A 16,591-nucleotide genomic window follows, 5' to 3' on the forward strand; every position below is an offset into this window, starting at 1 on the left:
TACATAACGCCTCCGGAGGCCCGCGAAGGGATCAGTTCTTGATCACGTCCAGCTCGACGACGGCCCAGGACAGTGCAGGCAGGCTCAGCCGGAGCTCGGAGCCGCTTGCCTTCGCCCCGTCGAGCGGCTTCAGGCCGACGCGGTCCGGACTGCCCTGGCTGTTGATGGTGAAGCGGTCCCCGCCCTCCGGGATTTCCAGGACCTCGGCGCGCAGCACCTGGCGGGCATCGAAGCCGCGCAGGGCCACCTCGACGTCGGCCGCCTCCTCCAGGCCGCGGTTCGCGAAGAACAGCGCCACCCGGCCGGTTTCCTCGTTCCATGTGGCGCTGACGTCCACGAGGTCGGTGTCGCCGAACCGGGCGTTGCCGTACTTGTCCGAGTCGACGGACAGGCGCAGGATCTGGCCCTTCGCCAGCTCGGCCATCCGGGCGAACGGGTGGAAGATGGTCTGCCGCCAGGCCGGGCCGTTCTCCTCGCTGAAGATCGGCGCGATCACGTTGACCAGCTGCGCCTGGTTGGCGATCTTGACCCGGTCGCCGTGCCGGAGCAGCGAGTTGAGCAGCGTACCGACGACGACAGCGTCCGTCACGTTGTACTTGTCCTCGATGACCCGGGGGTGCTCACGCCAGCCGGCCTTGGCGACGTTGTGCGGCTGGTCCTCCGAATCGAGGCCGCGCTGGTACCAGACGTTCCACTCGTCGAAGGACAGGTTGATGTGCTTCTTGTGCTTGCCCGTGGCTCGGACGGCGTCGGCGGTGGCGATCACCGATTCGATGAAGTAGTCCGTGTCGACCGCGCTCGCCAGGAAGCTGCCGACGTCGCCTTCGTGCTCCTGGTAGTAGGCGTGCAGCGAGACGTAGTCCACTTCCTCGTAGGCATGGGCCAGGACCGTCTGCTCCCAGGCGCCGAAGGTCGGCATGCCCGAGTTGGAGCTGCCGCAGGCCACCAGTTCGATGTCCGGGTCCACGAACCGCATGGCCTTGGCGGCCTCCTGGGCCAGCCGGCCGTACTCCTCGGCGGTCTTGTGGCCGATCTGCCACGGCCCGTCCATCTCGTTGCCGAGGCACCAGAGCTTGATGTTGAACGGGTCCTTGTGCCCGTTCCTGGCCCGCAGGTCGGACAGGTAGGTGCCGCCCGGGTGGTTGGCATACTCCACGATCTCGCGGGCCGCATCCACTCCCCTGGTGCCCAGGTTGATGGCCTCCATGATTTCGGTGCCCGCCTGCCGGGACCAGTCCACGAACTCGTGCAGGCCGAAGGCGTTGGTCTCCAGGGTGTGCCAGGCGCCGTCGAGCCGGCGCGGGCGGTTTTCCCGCGGGCCGATGCCGTCCTCCCAGTTGTAGCCGGAGACGAAGTTGCCACCGGGGTAACGGATGACGGTGGCGCCAAGCTCCTTGACTAGCTTGAGCACGTCCTGCCGGAAGCCGTTCTCGTCGGCCTCCGGGTGTCCGGGCTCGTAGATGCCGGTGTAGACGCAGCGGCCCATGTGCTCAACGAAGGAGCCGAACAGGCGGCGGGGTACTTCCCCGATTGTGAAGTCGCGGTCGAGGGTGATCCTTGCGCGGGACATGTGGGTATCTCCTTGGTTGTGGTTCAGAACTGTTTGTTGAAGCAAAGGCGCCGCGTCAGGTGCCGGCGAGTCCCGTCGTCGCCACGCCCTTGATGATCTGGCGCTGGAAGAACAGGAAGACGAGGATGAGCGGCAGCGCGGCGAGCAGCGCGGACGCCATGTTCTGCGCGTACTGGATGCCGTAGGCGCTCTTGATGGTCTGCAGGCCCACCGGCAGTGTCAGGATGGAGCCGTCATTGGTGGAGATGAAGGGCCAGAGGAAGTTGTTCCAGGCGCCGATGAACACGAAGATCGCGACGGCGGCCAGGATGGGCCGTGAAAGCGGCAGGATGATCTGGGTGAAGATCCGCATCCGGCTGGCGCCGTCCATCACCGCGGCCTCCTCGAGCTCGCGCGGGATCTGGTCGAAGAACTTTTTCAGCACGAACACCATGGCGGGGTGGATGACCTGCGGCAGGATGATGGCCCAGGACGTGTCGATCATGTGCAGCGCCACCATCTGGTAGAACAGCGGGATGATCAGCACCGGCGGCGGGATGATGATGGCGGCGATGATCACCGTCATCAGCACCTTCCTGCCGCGGAAGTCGATGCGGGACAGGGCGTAGGCCACCAGCGCGGAGATGGCCAGCGTTATCACGGTGATGGCCGCGGAGGTGTAGAGCGAGTTCCAGGTCCACAGCGGGATGTTGCCGTCCTGGAACACCTTGATGAACGCGTCGGCGGTAAAGCCCGACGGCGGAACCCAGCTTACTTTCGGCGCTGCGGCGTCCGTTTCGCTCTTGAAAGCTGTGACGGTTGCCCAGGCGAAGGGAATCAGCCAGAGGACGCCCAGGACCGCGGCAACCGCCAGGACGGCGGCCCTGCCGGCCGTCATTTTCTTCCTGGGCTGGCGGAGTCTGGTGGCTGACGCGGTTGGCCGCGCGGGTCGGGCGAGGGTCTGGGTTGCCATGATTATGCACTCCTGCGGCGAGTGATGAAGAACTGCATGGCCGAGACGGCCACGATCAGCCCGAAGAAGATGTAGGAGATGGCTGCGGAGTAGCCCAGCCGGTAGCCGGTGAACCCGGTTTCGAAGATGTACTGCACCACCGGCCGGGTGGATCCTGCCGGGCCGCCGGCCGTCATCTGGTACACCTGATCGAAGATTTTCAGCGAGGCCAGGATCTGCAGGAGCACAATCATCACGGTGGTCGGGGTGAGCTGCGGCAGGGTGATGGAGAAGAACTGCCGCCAGGCGCCGGCGCCGTCCAGCGACGCCGCCTCGTAGTGCTGGGCGGGGATGTTCTGCATGGCGGCCAGGTACAGCAGGAAGTTGAAGCCGACCGTCCACCAGAGGGTGGCAATGACGATGGCCCACATGGCCACGTTCGGGTCGTTCAGCCAGGCCACCTTGGGCAGTCCGATCTTCGCCAGGGAGTCATTGATGAGGCCCAGCTGCGGGTTGTACATCCAGGAGAAAAAGAGGGACACGACGGTGGAGGCCAGCAGGTACGGGGCGAAGTAGGACAACCGCCACAGCCATTGGGCCGGCAGCCCGACGTTGACCAGTGTGGCCATGACGAGGGCCACGAGCACCAACGGGACCGTGCTGATCACCGTGAAGTAGAGGGTGTTGCCGAGGGAATGCCACATGTCGGCGTCGGCCAGCGCCTCGGCGTAGTTGGCCAGCCCGATCAGGCTGTCGTTGGCGCCGGTGAGGGACTTGCCGGTGAGGCTCATGTACAGGCCGTACAGGAGCGGCCACACGAGGAACACCAGGAAGAACGCCAGGAACGGGGCGGCGAAGCCCCAGCCGTTGAGGTTGTCCCGGGTCCGGCGGGGACTGGGCTGGGCTGCGTTTCTGAGGGCCGGGTTGCGGCGGGGCTGGTTTCGACGGAACTGGCCGGGCAGGGACGGCGCCGTCTGCTCGGCGCCTTGGGATGTTGCTAAGGAACTCAATGGGGACTCCTTTGTCGCTCAGTGCTCTCGGATACTCAGACCGGGTTGGGCCGGGAAAGAAGGGTGTTGGTGCGCCGCACGAAGGCGTCCCAGCCGTCGGCTGCCTTGTCGCGGCCAAGGAGCACGTTCTGCACGTTTTCCGCGAAGTACGTCTGCCAGTCCGAGCCCGAGCCGCTGAACCAGGCCTCGGGGTCGTAGGCGATGATGTCCGCGGCGTTGGCGTAGTGGATTTGCGGCGTGAGTTCCCGGTATGCCTGCGACCGCACGATCGGCTGGTAGGCCGGGATGTGGCCGGCCTCGGCCCAGGACAGCGATCCCTTGAGGATGTCGCTGACGAACTTGTACACGTCGCGCCGCTTTTCGTCGTCGACGTTCAGCTGCCGCGGCAGGACGAACGAATGCGAGTCCGCGTACGACGCCGGGGTGCCGTAGAGCGTGGGGATGGTGGCGGCGTCGACGGGCAGCTCCGCCTTCTTGAAGGTGGGGAGTTCCCACACACCGCTGAACAGCATGCCCGAACCTCCCCCGGCGAATTCAGCGATGCCTGTGCCGATGTCCCCGCTCTTCGCGGCGACAGTGTCGTCGAACAGTGAGGCCATGAATTCCAGGGATTCGACGGCGGCATCCCGGTCGGCCTTCATCGGCTGGCCCGGCGTGAGCTCCATGTCCGCCCCGTGCTGCTTGTAGAGCGTGTAGAACAGCCGCCACATCTGGGATCCGCTGCCGAGATAGCCGAAAGACAGTCCGTGCGCCTGCGTCACCTTCTGCATCTCCCGGGCCATGGCGAGGAAGTCCTGAGGCGAGCTCACTTCCTGCAGCTGGCCGTTGGCGCCGAGGACCCCTGCCTTGCCGGCGATGTCCGTGTTGTAGAACATGACGAACGGGTGGGAATCCAGCGCGATGGAGAACACCTTGCCGTCGTGCTGGCTCTTGTCCCAGATCCTCGGGGCGAAGCTCTCCGCCGTCACGCCGTGTTCCGCCAGCAGGGACATGTCCCACGGGTCGATCAGCCCGCCCGGCGCGTAGCCGGGGACGCGGCTGGCGTGCATGATGGCCAGTTCCGGCGGCCGGCCGCCGGCCGAGGCCATGGCCAGTTTCGTGTAGTACGGCGGGCCCCAGGCCAGGACAGTCGGATGGACCGTGAAGCCGGGGTTGGCCTGGTTCGCCGCGGCGATCATGGCCTGCATCTTGATGCCGTCGCCGCCGGACAGCAGATGCCAGAACGCAATGTCCTGAACGGCTGCCGCCGAGGCGGTTCCGCCGCAGCCCGTGAGGCCGGCCGCCGCAAACACGCTGCCAAGTGCTGCCATTCCTGCCAGCAGCTGCCGGCGGGACACCTGCCTGTCGGGCACCTGTTTTCCGGTTAGCTGTTTTCCGGGCAACTGCCTCTCGGCGAAAAATTCAAACTGCTTCACCCGTCACTCCTTTGGATGGGTCCGCTGAAAGTAATCCTTGTGGCGCTGGGCCAACCCTCTTCCGGTTGCTTCATCCCGGGTGCGGTGATGGCTGGCATGTGATGCAGACCTCACATTACATCGTTGTAAAACGTGGCACAAGGAAAAATTGTTAGCGCCAACAATCTGATGTGACGGTCTCGCTTAGGGCAGTTTCGCTAAGACGCGGTGCTGTCCCGCTCGATGATCGCGTAGTCCACCGTGACCACCCGCTGCTCGCCGGCACGGTCGGCCATCCGCTCGGTGAGGAGGCGCAGCGCCTCGGTTGCCACCCGGCGCTTGTCGAAGGAAACGGTGGTAAGCGACGGCACGGCATATTGCCCGTCGGCGATGTCGTCGAAACCGGCCACGGCAACGTCGTCCGGAACCCTGATTCCGCGCTTCCACAGCACGCTGAGCGCGCCGATGGCCATGGAATCGGTGAAGCAGAACAGCGCCTCCGGGAGCGGGTGCGCGTCCAGATAGGAGGCCAGCGCATCCGCCGCACTCTGCGGCGTCCATTTTTCGCAGGGGATCAGCAGCGAGTCGTCGCGCCCGATGCCGAGTTCCTCAAGCGCAGCCCGGTAGCCGCGGGTGCGCAAAACTGCCGCTGCCGAGTGCCGGCCTTCGGCAGTTCCCAGCACGGCGATCCGGCGGCGGCCCGTCCGGGCCAGCGCGAGCGTCATATCGCGGGCGGCGGCAACGCTGTCCACCCATACCCGGTCTGCCAGCTGCTGGGACACCTCCCCCAGCAGGACCACCGGCGGCAGCGAGACGCCCACCTTGACGGCGGTCTCGTCCAGCACCACGGGGTTGAGGATCAGCCCGTCGATGAGGTTGGACCGCGCCCGGGACATCAGTTCGTATTCCCGCCGGGGATCGGAACCGGTTTCCTCGATCTGGACGCTCCAGCCCTGCTCGTGGGCCACTTCCACCACGTGGTGCGCGATCTCGGCGGAGTAGGGCGTTGCCAGGTCCGGCAGCGCCAGGGCGATGACACCGGACCTGCCGTTGCGCAGGCCGCGGGCGGAGAGGTTGGGAACGTAGTCGAGCTCAAGGATGGCCTGTTCCACCTTGAGCCGGGTGGTTTCGCTGACCTGCACCACACCGTTCATCACGTTCGAGACGGTCTTCGGTGAAACCCCGGCATGGCGCGCGACGTCCTTGACCGTTGCGCGCACTGCTCCCCTTTCATCCACGGATGTGAACGATGTTACAGCCCGCTACCCGCCTGGCTGGCGCCGGCCGCCAGCCAGGCCTTCCGGCGTCGGCCGTTCACCAGGATCCAGGCAGCGCCGCCGACCACGAGCGCAGCCACCCCGCCGGCAACGGCGGGGAGTGAGTTCCAGGAGCCGGACGATGGTTGGGCCGCGGCTTCACCCGCCGGGGCGGCAGCCGGTGCTGCGGACGACGCGGCCGGCGTTGCCGCCGTCGAGCCTTGCGATGCCGCAGCCAGGGCTGCCGCGCTGAACCGGGAGACCGAGCCGCCGGTGGCGCCGCTTCCCGGGCTGAGCACGATGACCGAACCGTCCGGGGCCACCGCGAGGTGGCCGGGGCCGCCGTCGGTGGTCATGGAGCCGGCCACCTCCGTGGCGTGCGGACGGATGACGGACAGCTTCTGGGTCAGCAGGCTTGTCACGTACAGCGAGCCGTCCTCTGCGATGGCCACGTCCTGCGGTCCGCCCTCGACGAAGATCCGCTCAGAAACGGTGTCGGCGTCGGGTTCGATGACGGCGATGTCGCCGGACTTGATGTTGGCTACGTACACGGTTCCGTCGGGTCCGGCAGCGATGCCGTGCGGTTCCTCCGAGGTTCCGGTGTCCGAGAGCAGTTCGATGGTCTTCGAGACGGCGGCCGCCCCGGCAGGAACCACGGAGACCGTGCCGGCCGTCTGGCTGGTCACGTACGCGGTTCCGTCCTTCGTGACCGCTACTTCCGCCGGGCCCGCCCCGACCTTGATGGTCCGGTCCACTGCTGTCCCGTTCGGCGCAATGACGGAGACGGTGTTCCCCGCGGGGTTGGCCACGTATACCGTGCCATCCGGTCCGGCGGCGAGCGGGTGAAGCCCGGCGGACACCGGAATGGTCCGTTCCGTTGTTGTTCCTCCGGCCGGGACAACGCCGACGATGTTATGGCCGGCGTCGTCCGCCGTGGCCACGTAGAGCGTGCCGTCCGGGCCGAGCGCGAGCCCGGTGGTGGGGTGGCCTCCCGTGCTGATGGTGCGCGCGGCCCCGGTGGCTCCGGCGGGAACCACGAAGACACCGCCGCCCTGGTCGTAGTTGCCGAGGTAGGCCGTGCCGTCCGCGGCAATCGCCACCCGCACCGGGGTGCCCACGACGTAGATTGCCTCGTCAGGCGCTGCCACGACCGGCGCCGCGGCCAGGCCCAGGATTACGCCAAAAACGGCCGTGAACGTGGCCAGGCGGTACTTCATGAAATTTTCCCCCAACAGATTCCCAATGATTCGTCGGCGCGAAGCCAACCGAAAGAAGCCTACTGGTTACCCGGGAGCGGCCCATTGACCGCCGGCTCCGGAGTCCGAATAGTGAGGGCATGGCCACCGCGATTTCCGAGCGACCGCGACGTCTCGGTTCCGCATGTCCAGGCGTTAGGTCAGCGCTGTCCTGAATCTGCCGCGGCATCACTGCTGGCGGGTTCAGTGGAAGTGGCCTGACCCGTACCTGTCCAGTTGGCGAGAAGTTGCATCGCCTCGGCACTGGGTGAGTGCGGCTCCGCCACGTAAACCACCATGAGCAGGTCCGGTTCGCCGCTGACCTCGAAGGATTCGAAGTCGAAATCCAGGTCGCCGACGATCGGGTGGTGGTACTTCTTCACACCGTGCCGGAACCGAAGCACGTTATGGGCTGCCCACAGGCTGCGGAACCGATCGCTCTTCATCGAGAGTTCGCCCACCAGCTTCATGCTCTCCTCATCGTCCGGGTCATGGGCCACTGCCGCACGCAGCAGGGCGACGGAGTTGTTTGTCCCCGTATTCCAGTCCCTGTAGAAGTCGCGGGACCTGGGGTCGAGGAACTGGAAGCGCAGATGGTTGAACTGCCCCGGACCGGCCTCCTGGGCGTGCGGAAACAGGGCCCAGCCAATGGAGTTCGCGGCGACGAGATCGAGCCGGCCGTTCTGGATGTAGGCCGGTGACGGGAAGTTATCGAGCACCCGTTGGAGCTGGGGCCGAATGCGCGGTTTCGGCTTTCTGGGCTGCCGAGCCGATGGCGACGGACGGACCGCACGTGCCAGGGACAAGAGGTGCTCGCGCTCCACGTCACCGAGCTGGAGGGCCCGTGCAATCCCCTCAAGCACCTCGTCCGAGACTCCGGTGATTTTCCCGCGCTCAAGGCGCGTGTAGTAGTCCGTGCTGATTGCTGCGAGCTGGGCGACTTCCTCGCGGCGCAGCCCTGGTACCCGGCGGATCCCCGTGTATCTGGGCAGCCCGGCCTGCTCCGGGGTTATCCGGTGGCGGCGTGACGTGAGGAATCCTTGAAGCTCCGCCTGATAATCCATGGCAACCACGCTACTCGTGGGGAGTAACCGGTGGGAGGGTCTGCCGTGCCTAGGCACGCCGGACCGATGACAGCCCGGCACTGCCACAGACGCCGCCCGGGGGTTGAAATGGAATGCGTGTCTACTACTCCTGTCATCAATCCTGTCGCCGGCATGAACCGGACCCGAACCATCGTCTTCGCCGTCGCCGGCGGTCTCGCTGTCGGAAATCTCTATTGGGCACAGCCGCTGATCGAAGAGATTGCCGGTAGGTTCGGCGTGACCCCCTCAAGCGCGGCTGCGTTGGTCACCGTCACCCAGATCGGTTATGCGCTCGGCATCTTCCTCGTGGTTCCCCTCGGTGACGTAGTGAACCGGCGCCGGCTGATTCCGGCCGTGCTCGGGATGTCAGCGCTCATGCTCCTCGGAGCGGCAGCGGCGCCGGGCTTCGGCCTCCTTCTCCCCGCTCTGGGAGGAGTGGGACTAACCACTGTGTCGGCGCAGCTCCTCTCGCCCTTGGCCAGCGAGCTTGCGGCACCCGAGCAGCGTGGCCGGGTTGTCGGAACGATCGCCTCAGGCGCCTTGATCGGCGTACTGCTCTCCCGCACCGTGAGCGGTCTCGTTGCGGAGGCGCTCGGCTGGCGTGCCATTTACGTCATCGCCGCCGTCCTCGCCGTGACCCTGGCGTTGGTGCTGTACGCATTCATCCCTCCGCTGGAACCCCGGGAGTCCATCCGCTATCCGCGGCTGCTGGCCTCCGTGTTCACTACGGTGGCGCAGTACCGGGCCGCACCGCCGACGCTTCTGATCAGCGCGCTCGGCTTCACGGTGTTCTCCTTGTTCTGGACCTCGCTGACGTTCCTGCTGGCCTCGCCGCCGTATTCGTACTCGGTTGGGCAGATCGGGTTGGTCGGGCTGGCAGGGCTGGCCGGCGCCCTCGGCGCCCGGAGGGCCGGCGCCATCCACGACCGCGGGTGGTCCGTCCCTGCCACTGGCGCCGCACTCGTCCTGCTCAGTCTTAGCCTGGCCGGCGCATGGCTCGCCAGCGGCTCCATCATCGGCCTGATCGTCATCGTGATCCTGCTGGACGTCGCGGCACAGGCCAACCTGGTCCTGAGTCAGACACGCCTCCTGACCCTCCCGGGGTCGGCGCGCAGCAGACTCAACACCGCCCTGGTGGTGGGCAACTTCATCGGCGGCGCGGCCGGATCCGCCTTGTCCGGGCCGCTGTGGAGCACGGGCGGCTGGACCGCCGTCATGATCGCGGCCCTCGCCCTTACTCTTGTGGCCCTGGCCGTCTGGTCAGTCTGCCGCACCCGTCTCGCTGCTGTGGCCTGACCGAACCATCTCAACAAACGGAACGGACGCCGGGTAGTGACGGGCGGGTAGGGGTTCCCATCCGCTCCTCCCCCTGGTCCGAATGCTTTTCAGAGCCACAGGAGCAGCAGATGACCATCAGCATTCAGCAGGACGCCGTGATTCAGCAGGAAACCGCCCGCACCGGAGCGCCCGCGCTGGAGCGGTACGTTGTGTCCACCGGCTTGGGTCCCGTCACCGTGCATGTGCAACAGGGCACGCAACCGGCGTCCACCGCGGCGACGGTCTACCTGCACGGCGCCGCGGGATCTTGGACCACGTTCGAGCCGCTGCTGGCCAAGGCTCCGGACATCGACCGGGTGCTCGTTGACCTGCCCGGCTGGGGTGAATCCACGGCGGGCGTCCGGCCGGAGGAGCTCAGCGTCGAAACGATGGGGCGCGCCGTCGTCGGAATACTGGACTCGCTCGGCTACCGGCGCTGGAGCCTGGTGGGCCATTCCATGGGCGGCTTCCTGGCACTTCACCTGGCCGCGAGGTGGCCGGAACGGGTTGCCCGCGTTGCCGCCATTTCGGCCACCACGTTCGCCGTAGCCGAGGCGGCGCAGGGGCCGCTGCGCCGCCTGCCCGGTTTCCCGGCTTTCGTAGGCATGCTTTTGGCCATGCGCTCCATGGCAGCCTTGGGCACGTCGGGGTCGGCACTGATCCGGGCAGTCGGCGCCACCCCGCTGATGGGGCTGGTGCTGTCACCGCTGTTCGCCGACCCGTCAGCCGTCCCCCGCCACGTGATCCGCCGGCTTGCGGCCGATGCCCGGCCCGCCAGCTTCGATGCAGCCGTCCGGGCGTCCGTTGACTACGACTTTGACCAGTGGCGCGCCATCCGCTGTCCGGTGCTGGCGACGCGCGGGGACAGCGACGTGTTCACGCCGCCGTCCGATCTGTTCCGCCTGGCCGGCGTCGTCCCGCACGCCCGGCTGGAGACGATCCCCCGCTGCGGCCACTTCGCCAACATCGAGCAGCCGGCGTTTCTGCAGCGGCTGCTCGACCAACCCAGTGTTCAACTTCCGGACATTCAAGGTACGGCAGTCTCGTAATTCCGATTCAGATACCGGTGGTTTCGTAATTCCGTCACCCCCAACACCTGACGGAAGGCCCTTCCATGCACGCTCGTGCAGGCATCATCGCCGCTTCACTGATTGGTCTGCTCGCCCTCACCGGATGCTCCGGCGGGGCCAGCGCCTCCTCCGACTCCCCCTCCAAGGAACTCACCTTCGCCACTCCCCCGGGCACCGACGATCCCGAGGAGCAGCAGATCATGGCCGACCTCGCCAACATGGTGGGCGAGGCATCCGGCCGCACGGTCAAGAACCTCCAGCCGGCCGACTACCTCGGCGTGGTGGAGGCCGTGCGCAACGGCTCCGTGGACGTCGCCGTCCTCAGCCAGTTCTCCGCGGCACTCGCCTACAAGACGGACAGCGTGGACCCGCTCCTCGTCTGGGGCGCCAGCAAGGAACCTGCCAGCTTCTGCCTCACCCGCACGGACAGCGGCATCAACTCCCTGGCCGACGTCAAGGGCCGCCAGGTGGCCTTCGTGGACCCCGGATCCACCACGGGGTACTTCATGCCGAAGTCCCTCCTGGCCAAGTCCGGCCTGACCGACGGCACCGACTACAAGAGCACCTTCGCCGGCTCCCACGACTCCGCCGTCATGGCCATGGTGAACGGCAGCGTGGACGTCGCCTGCAACGCCCGCCAGCTGTACCCGACGTTCCTCGAGAAGAAGGTCTTCACCGAGGACAAGGTCGAGATCATCGCCAAGTCCGACCCCATCCCCGTCGGCATCTCCATCGTGGTCCGCAAGGATCTGGACGAAGACGCCCGCGCCGCACTCAAGGAAAAGCTGCCCGCGCTCATGGCCGGCAACGCGAAGGTCGCCAAGACGCTCGGCCTCGCCGGCGAGCCCACCGCCGACCCCGAGTTCAGCACCTATGCACCGCTCGTGGACGTGGCCCAGTCCATCGGCGTGGACCTCGAGGACCTGCGGTGACCAGCCCCGCACTCGCCCGCCCGGCCGCCACCCCGCCGTCGGCACTGCCCATGGCACGCCCGACGGCGGCACCCCCTACCGTCGTCGGCCGCCGGCTCCGCGTTGAATACGGCAGCCAGGTTGCCCTGAACGACGTCGACCTCACTGTATTTCCCGGCGAAGTGCTTGCCCTGCTGGGCCACTCGGGCTCCGGGAAATCCACGCTCATGAAAACGCTCACCGGTACCACTGCCTTCACCGCCGACGCCCTGGACGTCGCCGGGCGGGACGTCACCCGCCAGTCGCTGGCCGGGCTGCGGGAGCTGCGCTCCGACGTCGGCCATGTCTTCCAGCACTTCAACCTGGTCCCCCGGCTCAGCGCCCTCACCAACGTGCTCACCGGCGGACTCCACGCCGCCGGGCCCATCAACCTGCTGGGAACGTTCAGCTCCGCCCAGCGGACCCAGGCGCTGGAACTGCTGGACCGGGTGGGCCTGTCCCACAAGGCGAAGCAGCCCTGCCGCAGCCTCAGCGGCGGCGAGCAGCAGCGCGTCGCCATCGCCCGCGCCCTCATGCAGCGGCCCCGGCTCATCCTCGCAGACGAGCCCGTCGCCTCCCTGGACCCCCGGCTGGCCGGGAACATCCTGGGCCTGCTGCGCGACATCGCCCGGGAGGAACAGATCCCCGTCATCGTCAGCCTGCACGTCGTGGGCCTCGCCCGCCGGTACGCCGACCGCGTCCTCGGCCTGCACTCCGGTGAGGTCGTCTTCTCCGGCTCCGCCGCCCACATCACCGAAAAGGAGGTGCAGCAGATCTATGGCACCGACACTGAGCTCCTCGAAAACTGAAACGCAGCACACTGAACCGCCGGCTCCCGCGCCCGCCGCGGGCAACGCGCTTCCGGAAGCCGACCGGCTTCGGCTGTCCCGCCCGTTCAGCCTCCCCACCGCCCGGGGCGCCGCGCTCTGGGCGGTCCTCGCCGTCGTTCTTGTCTGGGCGGGCGCGGGAGCCGGCCTCAACCCGGACAAGCTGGTCAGCGGCCTGCCCAACATGGGCGACTTCCTCGCCCGGCTGTTCCCGCCCACGTTCGACAAGTTCGGCATCATCGCCAGGCTCCTCATCGAAACCCTGCAGATGGCGGTGGTGGGCACGGTCCTCGGTGCGCTGGTGTCACTGCTGCTGAGCTTCGGCGCGGCCAGCAACATCGCCCCGCGCTGGGTGTACGCCGGCTGCCGCTGGATCCTCAACGTGCTGCGGTCCATTCCGGAGCTCATCTACGCCCTCATGTTCGTCTCCGCCGTGGGCCTGGGGCCGTTCGCCGGCATCCTCGCCATCGTGCTCGGTTCCGTGGGATCCATCGGCAAGATCTACGCCGAGGCCATGGAGTCCGTGCAGCCCGGTCCCGTGGAGGCGCTGGCGGCCGTCGGCGCGGACAAGCGCCAGATCATCACCTACGCCATCCTGCCGCAGGCCGCTCCCCTGCTGGTCAGCTACACGTTGCTGCTGTTCGAGGGCAACGTTCGCGGCGCCACCATCCTGGGCCTCGTCGGCGCCGGTGGCATCGGCCTGGAGCTGACCACCGCCATGCGCATGTACGACTACGGCCACCTCTGCGCCATCATCCTCAGCATCATCGTCCTGGTCAGCATCATCGACCGCCTCAGCGCCCTGATCCGCGCCAAGCTCAGTTAGGAACACCCATGCAGGAAACCGTGACCCTCAGCGCCGACTCCGGGGTGGATGTCCCCGCCGCCCGGAACCTGGCACCCGACCTCACGCCGGTCAACCTCCGTGACCTCGGCGGCCTTCCCGTGGACGGCGGCACCACCCGCCATGGCGTGCTGCTGCGCAGCGACGACGTCTCCGTGATGCCCGCCGCCTTCGCGCGGCAGATGATCGACGACGGCGTCCGCGCCGTTATCGATCTCCGCTCACCGGAGGAGGCACTGCTGACCGGCCGCGGGCCGCTGACGCTGCCCGGCGTCAACTACCACCACCTCGCCCTGACCGCCTCCGTGTCCATGCCGGAGGACATCAGCCGGGAGCTCATGTCCGCCTCGGCAACGCCCGAACTCGTGGGCGCCTGGTACGCGAACCTGGTGGAATCCCAGGCCCGCCAGCTGGCCCTCGGCGTGACGCTCGTGGCCATGGGTGACGGCGCCACGGTCTTTCACTGCGCGGCAGGCAAGGACCGTACGGGAGTGTTCGCCGCCGTCGTGCTTTCCCTGCTGGGAGCCTCCCCGGACACCATCTCCGCGGATTATGCGGTGACCGCCGCGCGGCTGCCGCGGCTGTACCCGCGGCTCCGGGCCATCCTGGGGCAGCTCATTCCGGAGTCGCAGCTTGCCGCCGGCCATGGACAGGGCGCCATGATGGGTGCGCACGGAGCCTCGATGGATGCCATGCAGCGGATCCTGGTGGAACGGCACGGCAGCGTGGCGGAGCCGGTTCGCCGGGCAGGGCTCAGCGACGCCGTCATCGGTCAGCTCCGTGCCCGGCTGGTGGAAGCCCATGACTGAGACGCTGCCCCGGCCCGACCTGTTCGCCGACCGGGCAGAGACGCAGTCCGACCGGCGGCCGGGCCGGCCACGCGACACCGCGCTGGAGTCGACCGTCCTCTCAGCCACGGCGGACCTGCTGCTGGAACGGGACATGAAGGACGTGACCATCGCCGCCATCACGGAACGGTCCGGCGTCAGCCGCGCCGCCGTCTACCGGCGCTGGGCCAGCCGGGAGGAGCTGCTTGCCGCCGCACTGGACAGTGTGCGGTCCTCTGTCGAACTGGTGCCCGGCGCCACCACTCTGGAGACGATCCTCAACAGCTACGAGCAGTCCTCGGTCGCCGTCGAGGGGCGCGTGGGCACGCTCGTGAAGAAGCGTGTGGCCATGGGCCTGGAGAACGAGGCGTTGCGGGCATTGTCCTGGGACCGCCATGTGTCCCGCCGGCGAGCGCCGATCGCGGACGAGATCCGGCGAGGCATGGCCGCCGGCGAAATTGATGAATCCGTGGACGTGGAGGCCATGATCGACCTCATCAACGGCCTCTACTACTACCAGTTCGTGGTGCGCGCCCCCTCGGATCCGGAGGAAGCCAGGGCACGGATTCGGGCGGCCGTCCGGCTGGTGTTCCGCGGAGCTTCGCCAGGTGTTCTTCGCCCTGATCCCGTACTTACCGGCCAGTAACGTTCGGGCCGCGTTCACCGCGGATTCATGATCCGATCAACTGTCCTTGCCTGAATGGACGGGACCATCCCCCATTGCTTCAGGAGACATTGTGTCCCGTTCATTCACTCCGTCCCGGCGCGGTTTCCTCGCCGCAACCGGCGGCGCCGTCGCGGCTGCCGCCGTCTACGGCTTCTCCGCAGCGCCCGCGTGGGCAGATCCGCGTTTCCCGCAAAACCCCTTCACGCTCGGCGTTGCGTCCGGTGACCCCACCGCGGACGGCATCGTGCTGTGGACCCGTCTGGCACCCGAACCGCAGGCGGCAGACGGGATGGGCGGCATGCCACCGTACCAGGTCCAGGTGATCTGGCAGGTGGCCACCGACCCCGGCTTCCGCAACGTGGTCAGGGCCGGCAGCGAGCGGGCGACGCCCGAGCTTGCCCACTCGGTGCACGCCGAGGTCAGCGGACTGCTGCCGTCGGCGGACTACTGGTACCGCTTCCGGGTGGGCAGCGAGGAGAGCCCGGTAGGCCACACCCGCACCGCACCGGCCGCCGGCGCCGAGCCCGGCCGCGTCACCTTCGGCCTGGCGTCCTGCCAGTCCTGGGCCGGCGGCCGCTATGCCGCTTACCGCACCATGGCGCAGGAGGATCTTGACCTCGTGGTGCACGTGGGCGACTACACCTACGAGGGCCGGAACCACGAGTCCCTGGCTGACTTCCGCAACAACCACGCCAAGTACAAGAGCTCCGTGGACCTGCAGGCCGCGCACGCGAAGTTCCCGTTCGTCGTCACGTTCGACGACCACGAGGTGGAGAACAACTGGGCCGGCGGCGTGTCGCAGCCGGACAACGAGGCCTCCAACGATCCCGAGCGTTTCCTCCAGCTGCGGGCCAACGCCTTCCAGGCCTACTATGAGCACCTCCCGCTGCGCCGGCCGCAGCGGCCCACGGGCCCGGACATGGTCCTGTACCGCCGGCTGGACTACGGCAACCTCGCACGGTTCCACGTCCTGGACACCCGGCAGTACCGTTCGGACCAGCTGACCGAGAACTTCCCCGGCGGCCCGCAGCACCCCGACGTGTACGACCCGTCCCGCACCCTGATGGGCGACGAGCAGGAGCAGTGGCTGTTCCAGGGGCTGGGTTCCTCGCCCGCCCGCTGGAACGTGATCGCCCAGCAGACCATGATGGCCCAGTACGACTACGACCCCGGCGAAACCCTGTCCGTCAACCACGACCAGTGGGACGGCTACGTGGTCTCCCGCAACCGGCTCACCAACTTCATCGCCCAGCAGGGTCCGGCCAACCCCGTGGTCCTCAGCGGCGACTGGCATGCCGCGTTCGCCAACGACCTCCTGCGCGACTACGCCGACCCGGCTTCAAAGGTGGTGGCCACCGAGTTCGTCGGCACGTCCATCAGCTCGGGCTGCGGCTGGGCGCAGGCCATCAGGAACGGCCTGCCGGCGAACCCGTATACGCGCTACATCAACCCGGACAAGCGCGGCTGGACCCGTTGCACCGTGACGCCCGAGGAGTTCCGCAGCGACTACCTCGTGGTGGCCTCGGCGGCAGATACTGCCTCACCCGCCGTCGTCGATGCCTCGTTCGCGGTCCGGAACGGCCACGCCGGCGCGGAGCGGATCTGAGC

At 67.6% G+C, this 16,591-nt stretch carries 15 protein-coding genes; 8 read left to right on the top strand and 7 right to left on the bottom strand.

Annotated features, from left to right (window positions below):
* Positions 1 to 31: 31 nt before the first annotated feature.
* The 7 genes from ACFVTE_RS06695 to ACFVTE_RS06725 form a co-directional block, all read right to left on the bottom strand.
* On the bottom strand, positions 32 to 1,570 hold the full coding sequence (locus tag ACFVTE_RS06695) for an alpha-N-arabinofuranosidase (protein ID WP_387098432.1): 1,539 nt from the start codon (positions 1,568 to 1,570) through the stop codon (positions 32 to 34).
* A 55-nt stretch (positions 1,571 to 1,625) separates the two neighbouring features.
* The gene (locus ACFVTE_RS06700) at positions 1,626 to 2,522 is read right to left on the bottom strand and encodes a carbohydrate ABC transporter permease (protein WP_387098434.1); all 897 of its coding nucleotides are present in this window, start codon (positions 2,520 to 2,522) and stop codon (positions 1,626 to 1,628) included.
* Between the two features lie 2 nt (positions 2,523 to 2,524).
* Positions 2,525 to 3,511: a carbohydrate ABC transporter permease gene (locus ACFVTE_RS06705; protein WP_387098436.1), complete on the bottom strand. Its 987-nt coding sequence runs from the start codon at positions 3,509 to 3,511 to the stop codon at positions 2,525 to 2,527.
* A gap of 35 nt (positions 3,512 to 3,546) precedes the next feature.
* Positions 3,547 to 4,926 (bottom strand): extracellular solute-binding protein, encoded by a 1,380-nt coding sequence (locus tag ACFVTE_RS06710; protein WP_387098438.1) that lies wholly within the window; start codon positions 4,924 to 4,926, stop codon positions 3,547 to 3,549.
* Between the two features lie 197 nt (positions 4,927 to 5,123).
* Positions 5,124 to 6,125, bottom strand: a complete 1,002-nt coding sequence (locus ACFVTE_RS06715) for a LacI family DNA-binding transcriptional regulator (protein WP_387098440.1) — start codon at positions 6,123 to 6,125, stop codon at positions 5,124 to 5,126.
* A 32-nt stretch (positions 6,126 to 6,157) separates the two neighbouring features.
* Positions 6,158 to 7,378, bottom strand: a complete 1,221-nt coding sequence (locus ACFVTE_RS06720; RefSeq protein ID WP_387098442.1) for a hypothetical protein — start codon at positions 7,376 to 7,378, stop codon at positions 6,158 to 6,160.
* 179 nt (positions 7,379 to 7,557) lie between these two features.
* Positions 7,558 to 8,460, bottom strand: a complete 903-nt coding sequence (locus ACFVTE_RS06725) for a helix-turn-helix transcriptional regulator (RefSeq protein ID WP_387098444.1) — start codon at positions 8,458 to 8,460, stop codon at positions 7,558 to 7,560.
* Between the two features lie 117 nt (positions 8,461 to 8,577).
* Between ACFVTE_RS06725 and ACFVTE_RS06730 the strand changes: the two genes are divergently transcribed.
* The 8 genes from ACFVTE_RS06730 (at position 8,578) to ACFVTE_RS06765 (ending at position 16,589) form a co-directional block, all read left to right on the top strand.
* Positions 8,578 to 9,777: an MFS transporter gene (locus ACFVTE_RS06730; protein WP_387098446.1), complete on the top strand. Its 1,200-nt coding sequence runs from the start codon at positions 8,578 to 8,580 to the stop codon at positions 9,775 to 9,777.
* 110 nt (positions 9,778 to 9,887) lie between these two features.
* Entirely contained in the window at positions 9,888 to 10,847 is a 960-nt protein-coding gene (locus ACFVTE_RS06735) for an alpha/beta fold hydrolase (protein ID WP_387098448.1), read from the top strand.
* 65 nt (positions 10,848 to 10,912) lie between these two features.
* Entirely contained in the window at positions 10,913 to 11,800 is an 888-nt protein-coding gene (phnD, locus tag ACFVTE_RS06740) for a phosphate/phosphite/phosphonate ABC transporter substrate-binding protein (RefSeq protein ID WP_387098450.1), read from the top strand.
* Positions 11,797 to 12,627, top strand: coding sequence for a phosphonate ABC transporter ATP-binding protein (gene phnC, locus ACFVTE_RS06745; protein WP_387098452.1), 831 nt, complete (start codon positions 11,797 to 11,799; stop codon positions 12,625 to 12,627). The genes phnD and phnC overlap by 4 nt, the downstream gene beginning before the upstream one ends.
* Positions 12,596 to 13,471, top strand: a complete 876-nt coding sequence (phnE, locus tag ACFVTE_RS06750; RefSeq protein ID WP_387098454.1) for a phosphonate ABC transporter, permease protein PhnE — start codon at positions 12,596 to 12,598, stop codon at positions 13,469 to 13,471. The genes phnC and phnE overlap by 32 nt, the downstream gene beginning before the upstream one ends.
* 8 nt (positions 13,472 to 13,479) lie before the next feature.
* The gene (locus ACFVTE_RS06755) at positions 13,480 to 14,298 is read left to right on the top strand and encodes a tyrosine-protein phosphatase (protein WP_387098456.1); all 819 of its coding nucleotides are present in this window, start codon (positions 13,480 to 13,482) and stop codon (positions 14,296 to 14,298) included.
* The gene (locus tag ACFVTE_RS06760) at positions 14,291 to 14,962 is read left to right on the top strand and encodes a TetR/AcrR family transcriptional regulator (protein WP_387098458.1); all 672 of its coding nucleotides are present in this window, start codon (positions 14,291 to 14,293) and stop codon (positions 14,960 to 14,962) included. The genes ACFVTE_RS06755 and ACFVTE_RS06760 overlap by 8 nt, the downstream gene beginning before the upstream one ends.
* Positions 14,963 to 15,053: 91 nt before the next feature.
* Positions 15,054 to 16,589, top strand: coding sequence for an alkaline phosphatase D family protein (locus ACFVTE_RS06765; RefSeq protein WP_387098460.1), 1,536 nt, complete (start codon positions 15,054 to 15,056; stop codon positions 16,587 to 16,589).
* The last annotated feature ends 2 nt before the right edge of the window (positions 16,590 to 16,591 follow it).

The sequence above is a fragment of the Arthrobacter sp. NPDC058097 genome (genome assembly GCF_042884885.1).
Taxonomy (GTDB): Bacteria; Actinomycetota; Actinomycetes; order Actinomycetales; family Micrococcaceae; genus Arthrobacter.

Excerpts from the sequence above, each read along its gene's own strand:
- ACFVTE_RS06695 (WP_387098432.1), bottom strand. The coding sequence starts at position 1,570 with ATGTCCCGCGCAAGGATCACCCTCGACCGCGACTTCACAATCGGGGAA.
- ACFVTE_RS06700 (WP_387098434.1), bottom strand. The coding sequence starts at position 2,522 with ATGGCAACCCAGACCCTCGCCCGACCCGCGCGGCCAACCGCGTCAGCC.
- ACFVTE_RS06720 (WP_387098442.1), bottom strand. The coding sequence starts at position 7,378 with ATGAAGTACCGCCTGGCCACGTTCACGGCCGTTTTTGGCGTAATCCTG.
- ACFVTE_RS06725 (WP_387098444.1), bottom strand. The coding sequence starts at position 8,460 with ATGGATTATCAGGCGGAGCTTCAAGGATTCCTCACGTCACGCCGCCAC.
- ACFVTE_RS06735 (WP_387098448.1), top strand. The coding sequence starts at position 9,888 with ATGACCATCAGCATTCAGCAGGACGCCGTGATTCAGCAGGAAACCGCC.
- phnD (WP_387098450.1), top strand. The coding sequence starts at position 10,913 with ATGCACGCTCGTGCAGGCATCATCGCCGCTTCACTGATTGGTCTGCTC.
- phnE (WP_387098454.1), top strand. The coding sequence starts at position 12,596 with ATGGCACCGACACTGAGCTCCTCGAAAACTGAAACGCAGCACACTGAA.
- ACFVTE_RS06755 (WP_387098456.1), top strand. The coding sequence starts at position 13,480 with ATGCAGGAAACCGTGACCCTCAGCGCCGACTCCGGGGTGGATGTCCCC.
- ACFVTE_RS06760 (WP_387098458.1), top strand. The coding sequence starts at position 14,291 with ATGACTGAGACGCTGCCCCGGCCCGACCTGTTCGCCGACCGGGCAGAG.